This is a genomic window from Rhodococcus sp. H-CA8f, from assembly GCF_002501585.1.
GTDB classification, from domain to species: Bacteria; Actinomycetota; Actinomycetes; order Mycobacteriales; family Mycobacteriaceae; genus Rhodococcus_F; species Rhodococcus_F erythropolis.
Map to the genome: position 1 here is coordinate 1540116 of NZ_CP023720.1, position 19133 is coordinate 1559248.

The 19133-nt window shown below is 62.3% G+C and carries 18 protein-coding genes and 1 pseudogene; 8 read left to right on the forward strand and 11 right to left on the reverse strand.

The features are described from left to right. Positions 1-86: 86 nt before the first annotated feature. Positions 87-2003 (reverse strand): propionyl-CoA synthetase, encoded by a 1917-nt coding sequence (locus CPI83_RS07425; RefSeq protein WP_097387025.1) that lies wholly within the window; start codon positions 2001-2003, stop codon positions 87-89. 177 nt (positions 2004-2180) lie between these two features. On the opposite strand from CPI83_RS07425, the gene CPI83_RS07430 reads away from it, so the two are divergent. Beyond that, positions 2181-3452 carry an MFS transporter gene (locus CPI83_RS07430; protein ID WP_021332237.1) on the forward strand — a complete coding sequence of 424 codons (1272 nt, stop codon included), beginning with the start codon at positions 2181-2183 and terminating at the stop codon, positions 3450-3452. Here the strand turns inward: CPI83_RS07430 and CPI83_RS07435 are convergent. The 6 genes from CPI83_RS07435 to CPI83_RS07460 all read right to left on the reverse strand — a co-directional run bounded on the left by CPI83_RS07435 (position 3420) and on the right by CPI83_RS07460 (position 9077). After that, positions 3420-4481 carry a hypothetical protein gene (locus tag CPI83_RS07435; RefSeq protein ID WP_097387026.1) on the reverse strand — a complete coding sequence of 354 codons (1062 nt, stop codon included), beginning with the start codon at positions 4479-4481 and terminating at the stop codon, positions 3420-3422. The two genes, CPI83_RS07430 and CPI83_RS07435, sit on opposite strands and share 33 nt — an antisense overlap. Continuing rightward, a complete protein-coding gene (locus tag CPI83_RS07440; RefSeq protein WP_019744871.1) occupies positions 4478-5965 on the reverse strand; it encodes a carboxyl transferase domain-containing protein in 1488 nt (495 codons plus the stop codon). The genes CPI83_RS07435 and CPI83_RS07440 overlap by 4 nt, the downstream gene beginning before the upstream one ends. 93 nt (positions 5966-6058) lie before the next feature. Beyond that, on the reverse strand, positions 6059-7252 hold the full coding sequence (locus CPI83_RS07445; RefSeq protein WP_019744870.1) for an ABC transporter permease: 1194 nt from the start codon (positions 7250-7252) through the stop codon (positions 6059-6061). Continuing rightward, positions 7249-8145, reverse strand: a complete 897-nt coding sequence (locus CPI83_RS07450; RefSeq protein ID WP_019744869.1) for an ATP-binding cassette domain-containing protein — start codon at positions 8143-8145, stop codon at positions 7249-7251. The genes CPI83_RS07445 and CPI83_RS07450 overlap by 4 nt, the downstream gene beginning before the upstream one ends. A gap of 43 nt (positions 8146-8188) precedes the next feature. Then, a complete protein-coding gene (locus tag CPI83_RS07455; protein WP_020970450.1) occupies positions 8189-8734 on the reverse strand; it encodes a hypothetical protein in 546 nt (181 codons plus the stop codon). Continuing rightward, a complete protein-coding gene (locus CPI83_RS07460) occupies positions 8727-9077 on the reverse strand; it encodes a helix-turn-helix transcriptional regulator (protein ID WP_042952669.1) in 351 nt (116 codons plus the stop codon). Before CPI83_RS07460 ends, CPI83_RS07455 begins: the two co-directional genes overlap by 8 nt. Before the next feature lie 106 nt (positions 9078-9183). On the opposite strand from CPI83_RS07460, the gene CPI83_RS07465 reads away from it, so the two are divergent. The 3 genes from CPI83_RS07465 to CPI83_RS07475 all read left to right on the forward strand — a co-directional run bounded on the left by CPI83_RS07465 (position 9184) and on the right by CPI83_RS07475 (position 10667). Continuing rightward, on the forward strand, positions 9184-9603 hold the full coding sequence (locus CPI83_RS07465) for a hypothetical protein (protein ID WP_070795833.1): 420 nt from the start codon (positions 9184-9186) through the stop codon (positions 9601-9603). Between the two features lie 74 nt (positions 9604-9677). Continuing rightward, entirely contained in the window at positions 9678-10091 is a 414-nt protein-coding gene (locus CPI83_RS07470) for a VOC family protein (protein ID WP_029255991.1), read from the forward strand. After that, positions 10092-10667 carry a TetR/AcrR family transcriptional regulator gene (locus tag CPI83_RS07475; RefSeq protein ID WP_070385555.1) on the forward strand — a complete coding sequence of 192 codons (576 nt, stop codon included), beginning with the start codon at positions 10092-10094 and terminating at the stop codon, positions 10665-10667. A 12-nt stretch (positions 10668-10679) separates the two neighbouring features. Here the strand turns inward: CPI83_RS07475 and CPI83_RS07480 are convergent, their stop codons facing one another. The 3 genes from CPI83_RS07480 to CPI83_RS07490 form a co-directional block, all read right to left on the reverse strand. Further along, the gene (locus CPI83_RS07480) at positions 10680-11519 is read right to left on the reverse strand and encodes an aldo/keto reductase (RefSeq protein ID WP_020908738.1); all 840 of its coding nucleotides are present in this window, start codon (positions 11517-11519) and stop codon (positions 10680-10682) included. Between the two features lie 143 nt (positions 11520-11662). Then, positions 11663-13294, reverse strand: a complete 1632-nt coding sequence (locus tag CPI83_RS07485; protein ID WP_020970444.1) for an ABC-F family ATP-binding cassette domain-containing protein — start codon at positions 13292-13294, stop codon at positions 11663-11665. Positions 13295-13383: 89 nt separating this feature from the next. Beyond that, positions 13384-13980 carry a class I SAM-dependent methyltransferase gene (locus tag CPI83_RS07490; RefSeq protein WP_020970443.1) on the reverse strand — a complete coding sequence of 199 codons (597 nt, stop codon included), beginning with the start codon at positions 13978-13980 and terminating at the stop codon, positions 13384-13386. Positions 13981-14110: 130 nt separating this feature from the next. Here CPI83_RS07490 and CPI83_RS07495 point away from each other — a divergent pair, with 130 nt between their 5' ends. Then, positions 14111-14959 (forward strand): aldo/keto reductase, encoded by an 849-nt coding sequence (locus CPI83_RS07495; protein ID WP_024487265.1) that lies wholly within the window; start codon positions 14111-14113, stop codon positions 14957-14959. Between the two features lie 64 nt (positions 14960-15023). Here CPI83_RS07495 and CPI83_RS07500 read toward each other — a convergent pair whose 3' ends face one another. Continuing rightward, on the reverse strand, positions 15024-16175 hold the full coding sequence (locus CPI83_RS07500; protein WP_020908734.1) for an NADH:flavin oxidoreductase: 1152 nt from the start codon (positions 16173-16175) through the stop codon (positions 15024-15026). Positions 16176-16378: 203 nt separating this feature from the next. Between CPI83_RS07500 and ctaD the strand changes: the two genes are divergently transcribed. The 3 genes and pseudogenes from ctaD to CPI83_RS07515 all read left to right on the forward strand — a co-directional run bounded on the left by ctaD (position 16379) and on the right by CPI83_RS07515 (position 19125). Further along, a complete protein-coding gene (gene ctaD, locus CPI83_RS07505; protein WP_020970441.1) occupies positions 16379-18133 on the forward strand; it encodes a cytochrome c oxidase subunit I in 1755 nt (584 codons plus the stop codon). Between the two features lie 45 nt (positions 18134-18178). Beyond that, positions 18179-18653: pseudogene (locus tag CPI83_RS07510) on the forward strand (MarR family transcriptional regulator). Between the two features lie 52 nt (positions 18654-18705). After that, on the forward strand, positions 18706-19125 hold the full coding sequence (locus CPI83_RS07515; RefSeq protein ID WP_042451127.1) for a DUF5313 family protein: 420 nt from the start codon (positions 18706-18708) through the stop codon (positions 19123-19125). Positions 19126-19133 lie beyond the last annotated feature (8 nt).

Genomic DNA, 19133 nt, shown 5'->3' on the forward strand with positions numbered 1-19133 from the left:
CCCCTGCCCGTCTGAATCGTTGAAAACTGGAACGTGTTCATACTGCTACGTTCGATGCGAGCCAGGCAGGGGAATTCTCTGAATCCTTATCCGCGAAGGAGTTTGGACAACTCGTCCAGTACGCTCGCGTCCTCGATGGTCGACGGGACCGTGTACTCCTCGTTGTCGGCAATCTGCCGCATGGTCTTGCGGAGGATCTTGCCGGAACGAGTCTTGGGTAGTGCAGCGACGACGGTGACGTCCCGGAACGTGGCGACGGCACCGATCTGGTCTCGCACCCGGGCGACCAGTTCCTGTCGGAGTGTTTCGGGATCGATGTCGACGCCGGACTTGAGCACGACGTAGCCGCTGGGGCGTTGCCCCTTGAGTTCGTCGTGAATGCCGATGACCGCGCATTCGGCGACAGTCGGGTGGCCGGCGACGACGGCCTCCATGCTTCCGGTCGAAAGGCGATGTCCGGCAACGTTGATCACGTCGTCACTTCGTCCGAGCACGAAGACGTAGTTGTCCTCGTCGATGTATCCGGAGTCGCCGGTGAGGTAATAGCCGTCGAAAGTCGACAGGTAGGACTTCACGTACCGGTCCTCGTCACGCCACAGTCCGGCGAGTGTTCCGGGAGGAAGCGGCAGGCCGATCACGATGTTGCCCTCGGTGCCCGGACCCACGAGTTCGCCCTTGCCGTCGACGATTTCGACGCGGTATCCGGGGCAGGCGACGGTGGGTGAGCCTGCTTTGATCTCCATCGGTTCGAGGCCGCGCAGGTTCGCGCAGATGGCCCAACCGGTTTCGGTCTGCCACCAGTGATCGACCACCGGGCGATCGAGAATCCGAGTAGCCCACTCGTAGGTGTCGGGATCCAAGCGCTCGCCGGCCGCGAACAGTGTGTCGAGCGACGAGATGTCGTACTTGGCAAGCTCTTTTGCATCCGGGTCGGCCTTGCGGACCGCGCGGATCGCTGTCGGAGCGGTGAAGAGTGCCGACACTTTGTATTCGGAAATGATGCGCCAGAATGCACCTGCATCGGGGGTCCCGACGGGCTTGCCTTCGTACATGACCGTCGTAGCTCCGGCGAGCAGTGGCCCGTAGACGATGTAGGAGTGGCCGACCACCCAACCGACGTCTGAGGCGGTCCACCAGACCTGGCCGGGGCTGATGTCGTAGAGATTCTTCATCGTCCACGTCAGGGCAACGGCATGGCCACCGTTGTCCCGGACGACGCCCTTGGGCTTACCGGTCGTTCCCGAGGTGTAGAGAATGTAGAGCGGATCCGTCGCGGCGACCGACACCGGGTCGGCAGGAGTTGCATCAGCGATCAGCTCGTCCCAGTCGAACCAGGCTGCGGCACTTGACTTGTAGTCGGCAGCTGCGCCGGGAATCTGCTCGCGATTCTTCACGATCACGGTGTGCGCGGGCGTGGCGGACAGTTGCAGAGCCTTTTCGACCATCGGCAGGTACTCGATTGTTCGTCCGGGTTCGAGGCCGCCGGACGCCGTCACGAGCACCACTGGACCGGCGTCGTCGATACGGGTTGCGAGTTCCTTGGCCGCAAAGCCGCCGAACACCACCGAATGCACCGCGCCGATTCGCGCACACGCGAGCATCGCGATCGCGGCCTCGGGGATCATCGGCATGTAGATGATCACGCGGTCGCCCGCCACCACACCCTGATCTTTCAAGACGCCGGCGAAGAGTGAGACCTGCTCGAGCAATTCGGCGTAGGTGTACGTGGCCTTGGCTGGGACCATCGCGGAGTCGAAGATCAGCGCGGTCTGATCGCCGCGGCCGTCGCGGACGTGCCGATCGAGGGCATTGAAGCTGGTGTTGAGCGAAGCATCCGGGAACCAGCGATAGATCGGCGCGGCAGAATCGTCGAGAGCCTTCGTGGGGGCGACATCCCAGTCGACGGCCCGCGCAGCGTCGAGCCAGAACTTCTCCGGCTGATCCATGCTCTCGCGATATGCGTCGGCATACGTGGTGTGGGACGCCTGCTCGGAAGAGCTCATCGACGTGTGTCCTCTCGTGAACTTCGCTTACCGGTGACCTGAAACACCTTAGGTCACCGTCAGTGCGGTGCGCCTCAGTAGCGGTGCGGGTACCGTCCCTTTGCGCCGGGCGGGCCTGTCCCGTCGGCCAGTGGCGCGTAGGGGTGGGATAAGCCAGGGACGGAAAGGGGGATCGATGTGACAGGTGCAGCGCAACGCGCAGGCTTCTGGGGAGTCCTCGCTCTGCGTGACTTCCGACTGCTGTGGACCGGCGACGCAGTCAGCGGTATCGGAAACGGTGTCACGACCGTCGTACTGCCGCTGGTCGCGCTTCGCGAACTGGACGCGAGTAGCTTCCAGATCGGTGTGCTGGCATCGGCAGTGTGGTTGCCGTGGTTGATCGTCGGACTACCTGCCGGTGCCTGGATCGACCGGCTGCCACGGCGTCCGATCATGATGATCGCGAACGCTGCGTGCGCGCTGCTCTTCGCGAGCCTCGCGATCGCCGGCTTCCTGGAGGCGATGACATACGGCCACCTGCTCCTGGTCGCGCTGCTCACCGGTACAGCCACGGTCTTCTTCCAGGCGGCCTATCACTCGTATCTCCCCACGGTGCTCGCCGAAGCGGATCTTGTCGAAGGGAACTCGAAGATTCAGGGCGCCGAGGCCGCAACTCGGGTGATCGGCCCAAGCGTCGGTGGGCTGGTGGTTGCAACTGTCGGGCTCGCGGCCGGTCTGGTTGTCGACGCGTTCACGTTCGCCTTCTGCTTCGTATGCATCTGGCTGATTCGTGTGCAGGAGACCGTCCATCGCGGACAGAATCAGCGAGAACCGTTGCGACGGCAGATTGCGCTCGGACTGCGATTCGTTGCCGGTGATCCGTATCTGCGGTCAATCGTCGTCTACGGCACTCTGCTCAATTTCGGTCTCACCGGGTACACCACGATTCAGATCGTGTTCTTGGAAAAGACGGTTGGTGTGGGGGAGTTCGGACTCGGGCTTCTCTTGGCGATTGCCGGGGTGGGCGGAATTGTCGGATCGATGATCGCGCGCCCGCTCGGCCGCAGATTCGGCACTGCCCGAAGCGTTCTCATCTGTCAGTTGGTGACGGGACCGTTCATCCTGTTGGCGCCTCTGACGACGTACGGTGCCGGCCTGTTCTGGTTCTGCATCGGCGGCATGGTGATGGTTGCGGGTGTCGTGTCGTGCAACGTGGTGCTCGGCAGTTTCCGTCAAAGTTACTGTCCGCCGGACCGCCTCGGACGAGTAGTGGCAACGAGTATGTTCCTGCTGCACAGCAGCATTCCGCTCGGTGCGCTGACGGCAGGCTACCTCGGCGACGCGGTGGGACCGCGCGGGACGATGTGGATCATGGCCTGCCTGATCGCGCCGTGTGGATTGGTCCTGCTCTTCAGCCCGCTCCGCGGGATCCGCGATCTACCGAGTCGGCCGGCGATCTCGCTGCGGTAGAGCCGCGGCGGCCTCTTCGCTTCGAATCGCGATGCGAAGAGTCGCGAGCATGAACAGTGACACTGCGAAACCGAAAAGCGCGCCGAACTGGTCCTGCGTGAACAGATAAACCTGCGTCACCAGAAGGCTCACGATGAGGGATGCACGCAGGAGTCTCAGGGCTCGCAGGTACGGACCGCGGAAGAGGAACCACACTCCCAGGACCACAAGAACTCCGGTTGCGACGGTGGAGATCTGGACCACCAGGTCGGAGACGTCGTCGGCCTCGACGACGTTCTCGGAAACCAACGCGTAGATCACCTGGACAATCGCCAGAAGAGCCTGCAGTACGAACAGGGTCAGTACCAGTCGGCGGACGACACGGTGCCGGAGCAGTTCCTCAGCACGGTGGAAGAACGCGTTGCGGCCACGAGTGATCTTCGATTCGATACCGCCGGTCGGCGGAGTCTGTGAATGCAGGCCGGCTTTGATCGAATCGACGAGGTCGGTGAGGCTGCGGTCTTCGACGCCGTCGAGTACGCGGAGGGCGTGGTTGTACTGGATCTCGTCGAGCTGACCGAGAGCGAGGTCCGAGAGCGCTCGCGCCCCGATGGCGAGCCGATGACGATCATTCATTCCGCGCCGAATCACCACCTCGCGCGCGGCAAGATAGAAGAGAACGAAGACGACGTACATGATCGCGATGGCAGGCTGGTAGAAGTAATCGACGTCGGAGGTGACGAATTTTCCGACCTCGTCGATGAAGAGACCGAATCCGATTCCGCCGACGAGCGTGGCCAGGTCACGCGTGCGAGAGCCTTCGGTGATGGCGGTCGCGACGATGGCGACGGCCATCAGCAATCCGCCCCAGAGAACGTGTGCGATGTGGAGGGCGCCGCCCCCGATCTGGGGATAGCCCGTTGCCGCCAGATAAGCGCGGGTGATCAACACGGTGGCGATGCCCGCGAACAGGAACAATTCGAAACGAGCGAGTGCCGCGCGGTCGTAACTGTGCGGCAGCGTCAGCGCATTCCGGTCCTTCGTCGTCATTGCGGAACTCCCAGGTTTCGATAGCGCGCGATACGGGAGGACTGGCGATCGGTGTCCGACTCTTCGGCAAGCATGAAGAGTTCGTGCGCTATCGCAGCCCCTACCCTCTTGGAGAATTCCACGGGTTCGTCGGCCGCGTCAGGCGTTTCGGGAATGATCGCGTCGATTACGCCGTCTCGAAGCAGATCCAACGAACGAATGCCCTGCGCTGCCGCCATCTCCGGTGCGTGACTGATGTCGCGATGGACGATCGCGCTTGCGCCTTCCGGCGGCAGGGGAGCGAGCCACCCGTTCTGTGCCGCGAGTACCCGATCGGCGGGCAGCAGCGCGAGCGCCCCGCCGCCTGTTCCCTGACCGAGCAACACCGACACTGTCGGGGTCTTCAGCGTCACGAGGTCGGCGATGCAACGGGCGATCTCAGGGGCCAGTCCACGTTCTTCAGCTTCTTTGGACAGCGACGCGCCCAAAGTGTCGATCACGAGGACAAGCGGGAGTTGTAGTTCTTCGGCAAGTTTCATGCCCCGTCGCGCTTCCCTGAGCGCGGCCGGTCCCATCGTGGTGAGCGCGGATTGGCCACTGCGGTCCTGGCCGAGCAGGATGCACGGAAAGCCTCGGAAGCGGGCGAGCGAGAGCAAGATCGTCTTGTCGGTTTCACCCTGCCCGGTGCCGCTGAGCGGTACCTGTTCAGTTGCGGCATGGCGGAGCAACTGCCGGATGCCGGGTCGATCGGCCCGGCGCGAGAGCATCACCGACTGCCAGGCGGGAACATCGGGAATCTCGGGTGAGGGAATCGGGTCCGTGGCTGCCGGGGCCGGGGGATCGGTGAGCACGCACAACGCTCGATTGACCAGCAGACGGAGGCGGTCGACGGGTACGACGCCGTCGATAACGCCGTTGCGATACAAGTTTTCGGACGTCTGGATACCGTCGGGAAACTTTTCGCCGTACAGCGATTCGTAGACACGGGGTCCGAGGAATCCCACCAGAGCACCGGGTTCCGCGACGGTGATGTGGCCGAGGGATCCCCACGAGGCAAAGACCCCGCCGGTGGTGGGATTGCGCAGGTATACCAGGTAGGGCAGGTGTGCCGCTTTGTGAACAGCCACTGCCGCAGCGATCTTCACCATCTGAACGAAGGCGACGGTGCCCTCCTGCATCCGCGTTCCGCCGGAGGTGGGCGAGGCGAGCAGCGGGAGTTGTTCTGCCGTAGCACGTTCGACGGCGGTCACGATCCGCTCGGCCGCGGCGACTCCGATGGAACCGGCGAGAAAGCTGAATTCACAGGCAATTACCGCGACTCGACGGCCCCGAACCGTACCGACACCGGTGACGACGGACTCGTCAACTCCGCTCTTCTCGCGGGCCTTCGCCAGGTCTTCTGCGTATTTCGGGCCAGGTCCGACGTCGACGGGCGGGGAGTCCCAAGAGACGAAGCTCTCGGGATCGAGTACCGCAGTGAGTAGTTCTTCGGCCGAGATTCGCACAACGTCCTCCAAGTAAGCAGCACCCCGTCCAGGATGAACCTACCTGGACGGGGTGCCGCCGGGATCGCGTGGCGCCAGTTGTGCGCTGGAGAATCAGCGTCCGAACGCCTCTTTCCATGACACGACCTTGCCGATACGAAGGATGGAGCGCTGGTAGATCTTTGCCGCGATCATCGACAACGCAGCAGTCACGACCAGCATCAGCAGAATTGTTCCCACGATCTGGAACGGAGAAGCAACGCCGGCGGAAATGCGCAGGGGCATGAGGATTGCCGAGAACGGCGGAATCCAACTCAACACGTTGCTCAGGGTTCCTTCTGGATTGCTCACCGAAACGAAAGCCACGCTGACCATCGCCATGACGAGCAGCGCGAGAGGCATCGCGGTGGCGTTGACGTCCTCCTGCCGCGAGACCATGGACCCGGCGGCGGCGTACAGCACGGCGAAGAAGAGGAAGCCGAGAATGAACCACCCGAGAGTGCCGAACAGAACGCCGATCGCGGTGCCCGTCACGGTCAGGACGCCCGTCGCCAGTCCGGTGGCGACGCCCGCGACGGCATAGGCAGCCATCTGCATCAGGCCGACAGCACCGATTCCGAGAACCTTGCCCCACAACAACTGCAGCGGACGAAGAGTGGAGAGCAGCAGCTCGACCACGCGACTGGACTTCTCCTCGACGACGCCCATCGCCACGTACGTTCCGAACAGCAGGATCTGCATGTACAGGAGCACCACAGCAGCGATCGACATCGCTATGCGTTGGCCCTGTTCGGGATCCGGGGGATCGATGGCATCGATGGTGACCACTGCGGTGGACGTGGCTTCGGCGAGCTGAGCCGGGTCGATCCCCGCAGCGGAAAGCGCATTCGATTGTGCTTGTTGTGCAACGGAACTCTCGATGACGGCGCGCAGATTCGTGGGCACTTCCTTCTTGGTCACGACAGTGACGCCGCCGCCCGATCCAGCGATCACGGCCACGTCGAGGTCGCCGTCCTTGACCTGGTTACGCGCGGTTCCGTCGTCGGAAACCTCCGTCACCGTCACCGGATTTCCGAGGGTGTCGCCGATGGACACCATCGTGGCACTGAGTGATTGGTTGCCGACCAAGCCGATCTTCGACTTGTCCTCGTCGCCGCCGGAGAAGAGTGAGAAGGCGATGATGCCGCCGACGATCGCGACCAGGATGATGACGTTGCTGATCACAAAACTCTTCTTCGAGATCTGCGTCATGAATTCGCGTCGGGCGACCAACCCGATGGCTCGACCTCCGCTCAACTGGTTGCTCATGCGGCTACTACCTCTCGGAACAGATCGGTCAGTGACGGACGTCGTAGCGTGAACTCGTGCACCGGTCCGGTTTTCAACGCTGCATGCAGGATCTGCTGATCGTCGGCGGTTCCGTCGACGCTCAGGAGCGTTCGACCGTCGAGGTGGCTCAGTGTGGTGACACCGATCAGATGGTGTGCCCAGCCGACCGGCGCGTCAGGGGCGAAGACTTCGATTCGGCCGTCGCCCTTGCCTCGTAGTTCGTCGACGGTTCCGATCTCTCGCATGCTGCCGCGGCTGATGATGCCCACGCGATCGCACAAGCGCTCCACCAGATCCAGCTGATGGCTGGAGAAGATTACGGGAACACCGGTGCGAGCCTTCTCGACCAACACGTCACTCATGACATCGACCGCTACGGGGTCAAGGCCCGAAAACGGTTCGTCCAGAACGAGTACCGCTGGATCGTGAACCAGCGCGGCCGCGAGCTGCACACGTTGCTGATTACCGAGGGACAGGGAGTCGACGGTGTCCTTGACGCGCTCGGCGATACCCAGACGTTCGGTCCAGCGCTCTGTCGCCGCATGCGCATCGGCTTTCGAGAGTCCATGTAGCTCGGCCAGATAGGAAAGTTGCGCGCCCACCTTCATCTTGGGGTAGAGGCCGCGTTCCTCCGGCATGTATCCGATCGTGCGACGCACGTCGAGGTCGACGGGTTTGCCGCCGAGGCGAACTTCCCCCGAATCTGCTCCGAGCACACCCAGCGCAATGCGCATCGTGGTCGTCTTGCCGGCGCCGTTGCTGCCGACGAATCCGAAGATCTCGCCTGGTCGCACTTCGAAACTGAGGTTGTCGAGTGCAACGACGTCGCCGTAGCGTTTCGAGATGCCGTCGATCGTGAGGGTGGCTGACATGGGTCCTTCCCATCGGTCGAGTGGTGCGCTTCGGTAATACGGGTCAGAGGTCGAACTCTTCGGAATCAATCGGATCCGGGTCTGGATTGGTCCACGAGAGAATCATCGCGGGCGTGCACGCGCCGATCAGCATTGCAGTCAGTGCCAATAAACCTCCCGAGTAAGGCAGTCTCTCTACATTCCACTGCACCGACGAGGTGAAAATGAGGAAAATGGCGACAATGAAGACCAACGATTGAGTCACGCTCAACCCGACGGAACGGGCGTCGTTGCGTTGCTGGATCTCCCATTCGTCCAGAGCATGCCGCGGCGCATCCCCTTGCCTGCCCGACACGATTTGAAGTGAAGACCACGTCGGTAGGAACAACAGGGTGAGGACCGGCCATGCCACCGCGAACAGTGGGTTGAACAGGCACGCTATGCCGATGGCAACCATCGTGGCGAACAGGACTCCGAGGGCGATGACGAGCATCCGCCGACGTCGACGGGTTCGCCAATTCGGGAGCCAATGTCGGAACGTCTCCTCGTTCTGCAGGAACCGCCGAGTGCGGTGGGCCTGGTAGCGGTCGATCAGATTTGATTCAGGCACTGGGCTTTTCACTCCCCTCGGTAGTGCGGTCAGATCGGTAGACCTCCGTCGACGGTGCATTCCGGTAGACCTCCGTCGACGGTGCATTTCGGTAGACCTCCGTCGACAGCGGCCCGAACTCCGTCCGGGAGAACACCGCTTCGACCGGAAGGTCGAACACCCAGCAGATCCTGAACGCGAGATCCAGGCTGGGGTAGTGATCGCCGCGTTCGAGCGCCCCCACCGTCTGCGGGTTGACGTCGACGAGTTGTGCAAGCTGGGCCCGACTCATCTTCCGCTCGGCGCGAAGCACTCCGATGCGATTGAAGATGGGGAGCGCGTCTCCCCGTCGGACTGGGCTCATGCATCAAAGTGTTGTAAAAACCCAACAGTTTGTCAACATGAACCGCGAAGATGCCGTTTCTGGGTGGTGTCGGCGGATAGGGTTCGGGCAACAGAAGGGGCGTCGCATGGTGGTCGAAAAGTTGGTGCTCGAGAAGTCCTGTCTCGTCGTGCAGGTGCGCGAGGACGGTAGCTACAGCGTGGTACCGCAAGGGCGTGAAGTGGTCTGGCGCGATGCGATGGAAAAAGGTGCCGTCATCGGTATCGGTCAGCACACTCCAGGGGACGTTGAGGGTGAATCGTGGTGGGTCGTGTACGGCCAGTCGGACATCGGGGCGGACGTCACCGTTCGACTCGAGGACGGGTCGCACGTGCCGGTGGGCCGTATCGGTGAGATCTTCGCCAGTGAATGGGTGAGCACCCCGCAGCAGGCCTTGCTGTATCGGTCCGATCGCCCGGTGGAGTCGCAGCCCACTAAACTGTCTGTGCTGTTCGCCAGGCCGAAGTTCATGCCCAAAGCGGCGTTTCCGGAGAATGATCGCTTGTAGTCGCAGCGAGCTGCCGTCGGGAGGCTGGCGGCCATCTTCTCGAAACATTACGGTACGTACTGTACTGTTTGGGAATGACAACTTGGCCGAACGACCTCGCAGTAGTGCAAGTGCGCATAGCGCGACCCACCGACAGGCTCGACGACGTGATTGCGTTCTATCGCGACTGTCTGGGATTGCCAGAGCTCTACCGGTTCTCCGGTCATGCCGGGTACGACGGAATCATGCTGGGGCTGCCGGATTCGAACTATCACCTCGAATTCACGACCCACGAAGACGGAAGCCCGTGCCCGGCGCCGACGCAGGACAACCTGTTGGTGCTCTACTTCGCCGGCGAGTCGGCGATGTACGAGGTAGTTCAGCGGTTGGGTGAAGCAGGGCACGAACCCGTTGGCGCCGAGAATCCGTACTGGGAGGAGAATGCGGGGATGACTTTCGAAGATCCCGACGGCTGGCGTCTGGTGCTCATGCCGCGACCGGTGCTGTAGATGGTGCGCGCCCGCGACGAGCGGATCGACGACGCCGTACTGGCGGCAACCCTGGAGTTGTTGGGGGAGAACGGTTATGCGGAGCTGTCAATCGGTTCGGTGGCGACGAAAGCCGGCGTGCATCGACCCGCCATCTACCGGAGATGGCCGTCGAAGCGGCATCTGGTGGTCGACGTCGTCGTGGCGCACATCGGTACTGATCCAACGCCGGACACCGGCGATCTCAGGGCAGACCTGGTCGCCGGCATCACGACATTGGTTGTGGGGCTGAGCGAAACGGTAGTTGGGCGGATCCTGCCCGCGTTGGTTGCGGATCTGGCGGCGGACCCGGAATTGGCGCGGGATTTCCAGTCGGCATTCTTTCAGCCACGACGCGATTCCACTGCGGCAGTGCTGGAATCGGCGCGGCTACGCGGCGAAATTCGGAGCGACTTCGACCTGGACTTCGTCCTGGATGCCCTGGCGTCGCCGATCTATTACCGAGCGTTGTTCCGTCACTTACCGCTGGACGCGCTCCTGGCCGAGCAGTCCGTCGATTCTGTGCTGCTGACGTTGACTCCTCACGAAAATTCCTGAAGCCGTTTCGATTCAGTTCAATTCGACTGGATCGGGTCCGACACGGCTGTCGGTGTTCAGCGCTGCGATGGCAGCTGACTCGTCGGTATCGAGTGCGAAGTCGAAGATTGCGGCGTTGTCGCGCATGCGGGCAGGTGTCACCGACTTCGACAAAACGGTGTGTCCCTGTTCGAGATGCCAGCGCAGAATGATCTGCGCTGGGCTCTTTCCGTGTGCTGCAGCGATTTTCCCGATGGTCGGGTCGTCGAGGATAGTTCCCTGTCCCAGTGGGCTCCATGCCTCGATTTCGATGCCGCGACTTCGCGCGTATTCCCGTGACGCGTGCTGTTGCAGTCTGGGGTGCAATTCGATCTGGTTGACGGCCGGGGTGATCGAGCTGTGCTCGGCCAGCAGTTCGAGGTGCTCGGGCAGGAAGTTGGACACGCCGATCGCACGGGCACGGCCGGAGGCGAGGATCTCCTCGAAAGCGGCCCACGTCTCCACGAACAGGCCCTTTGCCGGTGCCGGCCAGTGGATCAGATACAGGTCGACGAAGTCGAGGCCGAGCTTGTCGAGGCTCGTGTCGAACGCGGCGAGCGCTCGGTCGTGGCCCTGATCGTCATTCCACAACTTGGTGGTGACGAAAAGCTCTGACCTCGGAACACCCGAACTAGCGATGGCGCGGCCGACACCGGCTTCGTTTCCGTAGATTGCGGCCGTGTCGATGTGGCGGTAGCCGATCTCGAGAGCGGTGGCAGTGACCTCTTCGGTCTGTGCGTCCGGTACCTGGAAAACGCCGTACCCGAGTTGCGGGATGGTGATCGGTTCGCCGGTGGTTCCGTGAGTCAGTGTGCGGTCGGGGATCGACAACATTGAAGAGCGCCTTTCAAGACTGGGTGTGGCGGTTCGACGGGCGATCGTGTCGCCCGTGCCCACCTATGCCGCGCATGCAACTATTGCGTGCGCCTGATAAATAGTTGCACACGCGGGTTGTCTGCGCAAGCAGAGTCGGTTGGCTACTCCTCGAAGAGCTGTCCGTTCTCCATTCGCCACCGGCGCGTGCTTCGGGTGGACTGCAGCATGCGTCGATCGTGAGTGACCAGGAGGAGGGTTCCCTCGAAGGATTCCATCGCCTGCTCGAGCTGTTCGATCGCCGGAAGGTCGAGATGGTTCGTCGGCTCGTCCAGTACCAGTAGGTTCACGCCGCGAGCTTGGAGCAAAGCAAGTGCAGCCCTTGTTCTTTCGCCGGGGGACAGGGAAGCGGCAGATCTGAGTACGTGGTGTCCGCGCAGGCCGAACTTGGCGAGCAGAGTACGGACATCGGCATCGGGCCAGTCCGGAACCTGAGCGCCGAAGGCCTCGACGACTGGTTGATCACCTTCGAACAATCCACGCGCCTGATCGATCTCACCGATCGCGACACCGGAACCCAAGGACGCGATGCCCTCGTCTGGGACGAGTTTGCCGAGCAAAACGTTCAGGAGGGTGGTCTTGCCTGCCCCGTTCGCGCCCGTGACGAGGATTCGATCGCCCCAGTCGATCTGTGTCGTGACCGGACCGAACGTGAACTGACCGCGCGTTACCTTGGCACCATTCGTGGTTGCGACAACGGATCCGGACCGCGGAGCCGCCGCGATCTCCATGCGAAGTTCCCACTCCTTGCGCGGTTCCTCGACCACTTCGAGTCGCTCGATGCGACGTTGGGTCTGGCGTGCCTTCGCGGCTTGCTTCTCCGTCGACTCGGTCCGCAATCCGCGTCCGATCTTGTCGTTGTCCTTGGCCTTACGACGCGCATTGCGGACGCCGTGTTCCATCCAGTTGCGCTGCATCTGTGCGCGATCTTCGAGATCGGAGCGGGTGCCTGCGTATTCCTCGAACGCCTCGCGTGCGTGCTGGCGGGCGATCTCGCGTTCGGCGAGGTACGACTCGTAGCCGCCGTCGTAGACGGCGATGTCCTGTTGTGCCAGATCGAGTTCCACGATCCCCGTGACGGTGCGCGAGAGGAACTCGCGATCGTGGCTCACGACAACCAGCGCCGCTCGGGTCTCGGCGACAAATCGCTCCAACTGCTCGAGACCCCGCAGGTCGAGATCGTTGGTGGGTTCGTCCAACAGGAGAATGTCGTAGCGCGAGAGCAACAGCGACGCGAGCCCGGCGCGTGCGGCCTGACCGCCGGACAGTGCCGTCATGTGAGCTTCGAGCGGAACTCCGAGCCCGAGTTCTTCGACCACCTTCTCGGCGCGCTCGAACAGATCGGCGCCGCCGAGAGCGAGCCAGCGTTCGAGAGCCGGAGAGTACAGATCCTCCTCCGCTTCAGCCAGGGTTTCGGCCGCGGCGTTCATGACCGCCTCGGCGTGCGCGACGCCGGTGCGTCGGCCGAGGAACTCGAGGACGGTCTCGCCCTCGATGCGGTCGGGTTCCTGTGCGAGATAACCCACCGCAGCGTCTGGCGGGCTGAGGATGATCGAACCTTCGACGTCGGCAGTTCCGATTCCCGCCAGTGCAGTGAGAAGCGTCGACTTGCCGGCGCCGTTCGCGCCGACGAGGCCGATGACGTCGCCGGGCGCGACGGTGAGATCGAGGTCGGAGAACAGAGTGCGTTCTCCCCGGGAGGCAGAGAGGCCGCTGATGCGCAGTGTTGCAGTCACCTGAGAAGTATCCCCGGAGCTGTGCGCCTGCGTTAATCGGTGCTGTGCGCCTTTATTAACCGCGGGCGGTTAATAAAGGCGCACAGCAGTCAGTCACGGACCAGGTGGTACCAGCACGGATGTGCCGCACGGACCGGAAGTGGCGATTCACTCACGTCGGCGGCCGTACTCGAGGCAATCGACCAACCGTCGAATACTCGCATGACGTCCTCCTCGGAGACGCCATGTGGCATCGGCCAACGGTGACCTGGCCCGAATGCGAACATCACCATGGACGCCCCGGGTGCGGTGATCGCGTTGACCGACCTCCCGTAGTCGCGTCGTTGATGATCGGTGAGCCCGTGAAAGCAGCCGATGTCGAGCACCAGCATGTGCCCGCCGTCGACAGCAATGTGCAGGTCTGCCGCGTCCTCGTGGAGGAACCGGACGTCGACGTGTGCTTCACGCGCGTGAATGCGCGCTTTGTCCAGCGGTTCCTGTTCGGCGTCGACGCCGGTGACGTGCCACCCGCGTTGCGCCAGCTCGATGGAATGGCGTCCGGTGCCGCAACCGATATCGAGTGCACGGCCACCTTCCGGGAGGGGAATCGCATCCAGAAGGCCGGACAGTTGAGCGTCGAAGCCGTGACCGGTGTGCTCCCATGGAGTGACGCCGACCTTGTAGGCGAGACGATATCCGAGATTCATCGCTCTCTCTTTTCTCGAGGCGATTCGATTACTTGTATTCCAAGGTAGACCGGCATTTCGGGTGCGACAAGGGGCCGAAGAGGAGGTTCGGTGGGGAATGCCTCCTGGCGCCCGTGCGTTGGATCCACATATGACCGAGACCAACGATGTGACCTCTGTACCGACCATTGTTCTGAACGACGGTAAGACGATCCCCGCACTGGGATTCGGTGTGTTCCAGGTTCCGGACGACGAGACGCAGGAAGCCGTCTCCACCGCTCTGAAGGCCGGTTACCGCAGTATCGACACCGCCAAGATCTACGGCAACGAGGTGGGCGTCGGCCGCGCGATCGCCGAATCCGGCATCGCCCGCGAAGACCTGTACATCACGACAAAACTGTGGAACGACGATCAGGGCTACGACTCGACGCTTGCCGCCTTCGACGCCAGCCTCGACAAGTTGGGTCTCGACTACCTCGATCTGTACCTGATCCACTGGCCGGTTCCGTCCAAGGACCTGTACGTCGAGACCTTCAAGGCATTCCAGAAGCTCAAGGCGGACGGACGGGTTCGATCCATCGGCGTCTCCAACTTCACCATCGAGAACCTCGAGCGTGTCATCGGTGAAACCGGTGAGGTGCCGGTCCTCAACCAGATCGAGCTTCACCCCAAGTTCAACCAAGCCGAACTGCGCGCTTTCCACACCGGCAAGGGAATCGCGACGGAAGCGTGGAGCCCGCTCGGCCAGGGAACTGTTCTCGGTGACCCCGTCATCACCGCTATCGCCGACGCTCATGGCGTCACCGCGGCTCAGGTGATCATTCGCTGGCACCTGCAGATCGGAAACGTGGTGATTCCGAAGTCGGTGACCCCCGAACGTATCGCCGCAAACTTCGATGTCTTCGGATTCGAACTGACGCCGGAACAAATCAACGCGATCGGTGCTCTCGACGACCCGGCCGGCCGCATCGGCCCCGACCCGGTCACGCTCGGCAGCTAGAACTTCCGGTAGACCCACGAACGGCACTCCCGCAATCGCGGGAGTGCCGTTCTGTCGTGCGAGGTCAGTTCAGGTGCGTGCGATGTTCTGCAGTGAATGCGATGTGCTCGTCCGCGCGTCCGGTGCGGAGCTTCTCGACCCACTCGGGATCGGCGAGCAGCGCGCGTCCGATGGCAACCATGTCGAATTCACCCCTATCGTACTGAGCTTCGAGACGCTCCAGCCCCGTGACAGCCGATGCGGCGTCGCCGGTGAATGCCGTCGTGAACACGGAGTCGAGTCCGACCGAGCCGACGGTGATGGTCGGCAACCCGGTCAGCTTCTTCGTCCAGCCGGCGAGGCCGAGCTTGCCGTCTTCGCCGTCGAGTTCAGCGAACGCCGGTTCCCAGTGGCGCCTCGTCGACGGATGCAGAACGTCGACGCCGGCGTCGACCAGGGGAGTGAGGATGCGGCCGAGTTCAGCCGGGCTCTGGGCGATACGAGCGTCGTAGTGGCCGGACTTCCACTGCGAGAATCGGTAGACGATCGCGAACTCGTTTCCGACAGCCTCTCGGATTGCGGCGACGACCTCGGCCGGGAAACGGGTGCGGGCTTCCAGTGATCCGCCGTATTCATCGGTGCGGACATTGGTTCCGGCCCAAAGGAATTCGTCGAGCAGGTAGCCGTGCGCTCCGTGCAACTCGAGCCCGTCGAAACCGGTGTTCTTCGCGTTGAGTGCGGCGTCGACCCACGACTGCTTCAAGGTGTCGAGATCCGAGGTGGTGAATTCTCGTCCCAGACGGGTGCCGTCCAGCGCCAGGCCGGAGGGGCTGACGGTTTCGACCTCGGGGTTCAGACGCGAGTTTTCGCCGCGCTCGACTCCGAGGTGCCACAGCTGAGGAATGATCGATCCACCCTCGGCGTGCACGGCGTCGACTACCGACTTCCAGCCGCCCAGGCTCGAATCACCGTAGATGCGCGGTACGCGGGTGTGCGGGCCGGCTGCCGGGTCCGGGATATAGGTGCCTTCCGTGATGATCAGGCCGACCCCGCCCGCTGCGCGACGACGGTAGTACTCGGCCACGTCGGCGCCGGGGATTCCGTCAGGAGAGAAGGCGCGAGTCATCGGGGCCATCGCAAAACGGTTGCGCAACGAGAGTGATTTGACCTCGAAAGGCTCGAAGAGGCCGCGCAACGCGGGGGCCTCGGGTGCTGTCGATGTGTCGGGAAGAGTCACGGGTTTGTTCAACGCGGCGGACCCTTGACCTATTCCGCCGCCTGACTTTATCTCACCGAAATCTGCAAAACGTTGCGTACGTTCGGTTTTCGATTGATGTCCACGTCGACCAAACTTAGTTTGTGCATTAACTATTAACATGCGATATGGTCGTGCGGAAAGTTCTTGAGGGCGGTATCGAGCACGAAAGAGGACGCGCGAGCATGACAACAACGGTGCCGGACGAGCGGACCGGAGAGCTGGAGCCGATTCCGGAGCGGCCGTACCCGAAGCGTCGTGATCCCAAGGGGTCGTGGATGTTCGACATGATCAAGACCACCGATCACAAGAAGATCGGGATCATGTACATGATCACGGCTTTCGTGTTCTTCTTGATCGGCGGCCTGATGGCCCTGTTCATGCGTGCGGAACTGGCTGTCCCCGGGATGCAGTTCCTCTCGAACGAGCAGTTCAACCAGTTGTTCACCATGCACGGCACGATCATGTTGCTGCTGTACGCGACGCCCGTCGTTTTCGGCTTCGCGAACTACATACTTCCGCTGCAAATCGGTGCCCCGGACGTGGCCTTCCCGCGCTTGAACGCATTCGGCTTCTGGCTCTTCACTTTTGGTGGTTTGATCGTACTCGGCGGATTCCTCACGCCGGGCGGCGCTGCCGACTTCGGTTGGACTGCGTACACCCCGCTGTCGGGTGCGGTGCACAGCCCCGGCGTCGGAGCCGACCTGTGGGTCTTCGGACTGACAGTGGGCGGTCTCGGCACTATTCTCGGTGCGGTCAACATGATCACCACGGTGATCTGTTTGCGCGCACCAGGCATGACGATGTTCCGGATGTCGATCTTCACCTGGAATATCTTCATCACCAGCATTCTGATCTTGATGGCGTTCCCGCTGCTGACCGCTGCATTCATGGGTCTGTTCGTCGACCGTCACCTCGGTGGACACATCTTCGACCCGGCGTCAGGTGGAGTTCTGTTGTGGCAGCACCTGTTCTGGTTCTTCGGGCATCCCGAGGTGTACATCATCGCGCTGCCGTTCTTCGGCATCGTCTCGGAGATCTTCCCGGTCTTCAGCCGTAAGCCGATCTTCGGATACACCGGTTTGGTTTACGCGACACTGGCGATCTCAGCTCTGTCCATCGCGGTGTGGGCTCACCACATGTATGCGACGGGTGCTGTTCTCCTGCCCTACTTCTCGTTCATGACGTTCCTGATCGCCGTGCCGACAGGTGTGAAGATCTTCAACTGGATCGGCACGATGTGGAAGGGGCAGTTGACCTTCGAATCGCCGATGCTGTTCTCGGTCGGCTTCCTGATCACCTTCCTCTTCGGTGGTCTGTCGGGCGTCATTCTCGCGAGTCCGCCGATCGACTTCCACGTCACCGACACGTATTTTGTTGTCGCCCACTTCCACTACGTGGTCTTCGGTACGGTCGTGTTCGCCACGTACGCCGGTATCTACTTCTGGTTCCCGAAGATGACCGGTCGCATGATGGACGAGCGCCTCGGCAAGTGGCACTTCTGGACCACGTTCGTCGGCTTCCACGGCACGTTCCTCGTCCAGCACTGGCTCGGTGGCGAAGGTATGCCCCGTCGTTATGCCGACTATCTGCCCTCGGACGGATTCACGGTGCTGAACTCGGTGTCCACGATCTTCGCGTTCGTGCTCGGCGCGTCGACACTGCCGTTCATCTGGAACGTTTTCAAGAGTTACCGCTACGGCGAGGTGGTCACCGTCGACGATCCGTGGGGTTACGGAAACTCGCTCGAGTGGGCGACCACCTGCCCACCGCCGCGTCACAACTTCACCGAGTTGCCGCGCATCCGTAGCGAGCGTCCGGCGTTCGAGCTGCACTACCCGCACATGGTGGAGCGTATGAGGGCGGAAGCCCACGTGGGCCTCACCGGGCAACCCACGTCGACGTTGGAGAAGAGTGACGATCATCGCCAGATTGATTAGTGCGATAATAGTTACTGCACTAATCAATCTGGTAACATCGGATTCATGACGACGAAGGCTCCGCAGACGCAGATGGACGATCCGCTGGCTCTCGACCGGCAGGTGTGTTTTGCACTTGCCGGTCGCGAACCGGGCAGTCCTGTCCGTCTACCGGCCACTGCTCGAGCCGATGGGCCTCACGCATCCCCAGTATCTGGTGATGCTTGCCCTGTGGGGGAAGTCGCCGATGGCGGTCAAGGAAATCGGGCAGGCATTGCAGCTTGATTCGCCGACACTCTCGCCGCTCCTCAAGCGACTCGAGGCGTCCGGGTTGATCACGCGAACCCGTAGCCGCGCCGACGAACGTCAACTCGACGTCGACCTCACCGAAGCCGGTGTGGCACTGCGTGACGAGGCGGAGAAGATCCCGCCGGCGGTTGTCGCGAAGCTCGGCGTCAGCCTCGCCGAACTCGAAGAACTCCACAACGTTCTGACGCGGGTCAACGAGGCCGCGCTCCGCGCCGGCGCTTTAGACCAATGAGAGAAATGTGATGACCACATCTGAAAGAAACGTGACGACTGCGTCAAGACCGATGCGTACCGAACAGGTGACTTCCGTGACTTCCAAAAAGCAACGCACGAGCCCGAATCCCCTTCAGTGGTTGGGTTATTCAGTGGGGCGCAAGTTGCCCGATTCGATGCAGGACTGGGTGCGAAACGACCTGATCGGTGACTGGGCTGTGCCACGTCACCTGATCCGCAGCATGGTGCCGTTCATTCCCGTCTTCGCGGCCTTCATGCTCTTCCCCGGGCCGTGGGCCCTGCGGGCGTCGATGGTGCTGCTCGGAGTGCTTCTGGCGCTGTTCTATTCGGTCTCCTACATGGCTCAGAACAGGTCGCGTCGCCTCGAGCGTCACGGTTTGCCTTCCGACCTCGAGAACCCGAAGAAGATCTCGCGCCACGACGCCGAGAAGGCCGCCTACGAGAAGTTGCACGGCGGCCCCGCGACCTAGACGCTTCG

What these genes read in the sequence shown, in the direction of transcription:
- CPI83_RS07490 (WP_020970443.1), bottom strand. Translation starts at nt 13,980, where the DNA reads ATGAATCTCGGATATCGTCTCGCCTACAAGGTCGGCGTCACTCCATGG.
- CPI83_RS07460 (WP_042952669.1), bottom strand. Translation starts at nt 9,077, where the DNA reads ATGAGCCCAGTCCGACGGGGAGACGCGCTCCCCATCTTCAATCGCATC.
- CPI83_RS07470 (WP_029255991.1), top strand. Translation starts at nt 9,678, where the DNA reads ATGACAACTTGGCCGAACGACCTCGCAGTAGTGCAAGTGCGCATAGCG.
- CPI83_RS07515 (WP_042451127.1), top strand. Translation starts at nt 18,706, where the DNA reads ATGCGTACCGAACAGGTGACTTCCGTGACTTCCAAAAAGCAACGCACG.
- CPI83_RS07425 (WP_097387025.1), bottom strand. Translation starts at nt 2,003, where the DNA reads ATGAGCTCTTCCGAGCAGGCGTCCCACACCACGTATGCCGACGCATAT.
- CPI83_RS07495 (WP_024487265.1), top strand. Translation starts at nt 14,111, where the DNA reads ATGACCGAGACCAACGATGTGACCTCTGTACCGACCATTGTTCTGAAC.
- ctaD (WP_020970441.1), top strand. Translation starts at nt 16,379, where the DNA reads ATGACAACAACGGTGCCGGACGAGCGGACCGGAGAGCTGGAGCCGATT.
- CPI83_RS07435 (WP_097387026.1), bottom strand. Translation starts at nt 4,481, where the DNA reads ATGACGACGAAGGACCGGAATGCGCTGACGCTGCCGCACAGTTACGAC.
- CPI83_RS07445 (WP_019744870.1), bottom strand. Translation starts at nt 7,252, where the DNA reads ATGAGCAACCAGTTGAGCGGAGGTCGAGCCATCGGGTTGGTCGCCCGA.
- CPI83_RS07450 (WP_019744869.1), bottom strand. Translation starts at nt 8,145, where the DNA reads ATGTCAGCCACCCTCACGATCGACGGCATCTCGAAACGCTACGGCGAC.
- CPI83_RS07480 (WP_020908738.1), bottom strand. Translation starts at nt 11,519, where the DNA reads ATGTTGTCGATCCCCGACCGCACACTGACTCACGGAACCACCGGCGAA.
- CPI83_RS07465 (WP_070795833.1), top strand. Translation starts at nt 9,184, where the DNA reads ATGGTGGTCGAAAAGTTGGTGCTCGAGAAGTCCTGTCTCGTCGTGCAG.
- CPI83_RS07475 (WP_070385555.1), top strand. Translation starts at nt 10,092, where the DNA reads ATGGTGCGCGCCCGCGACGAGCGGATCGACGACGCCGTACTGGCGGCA.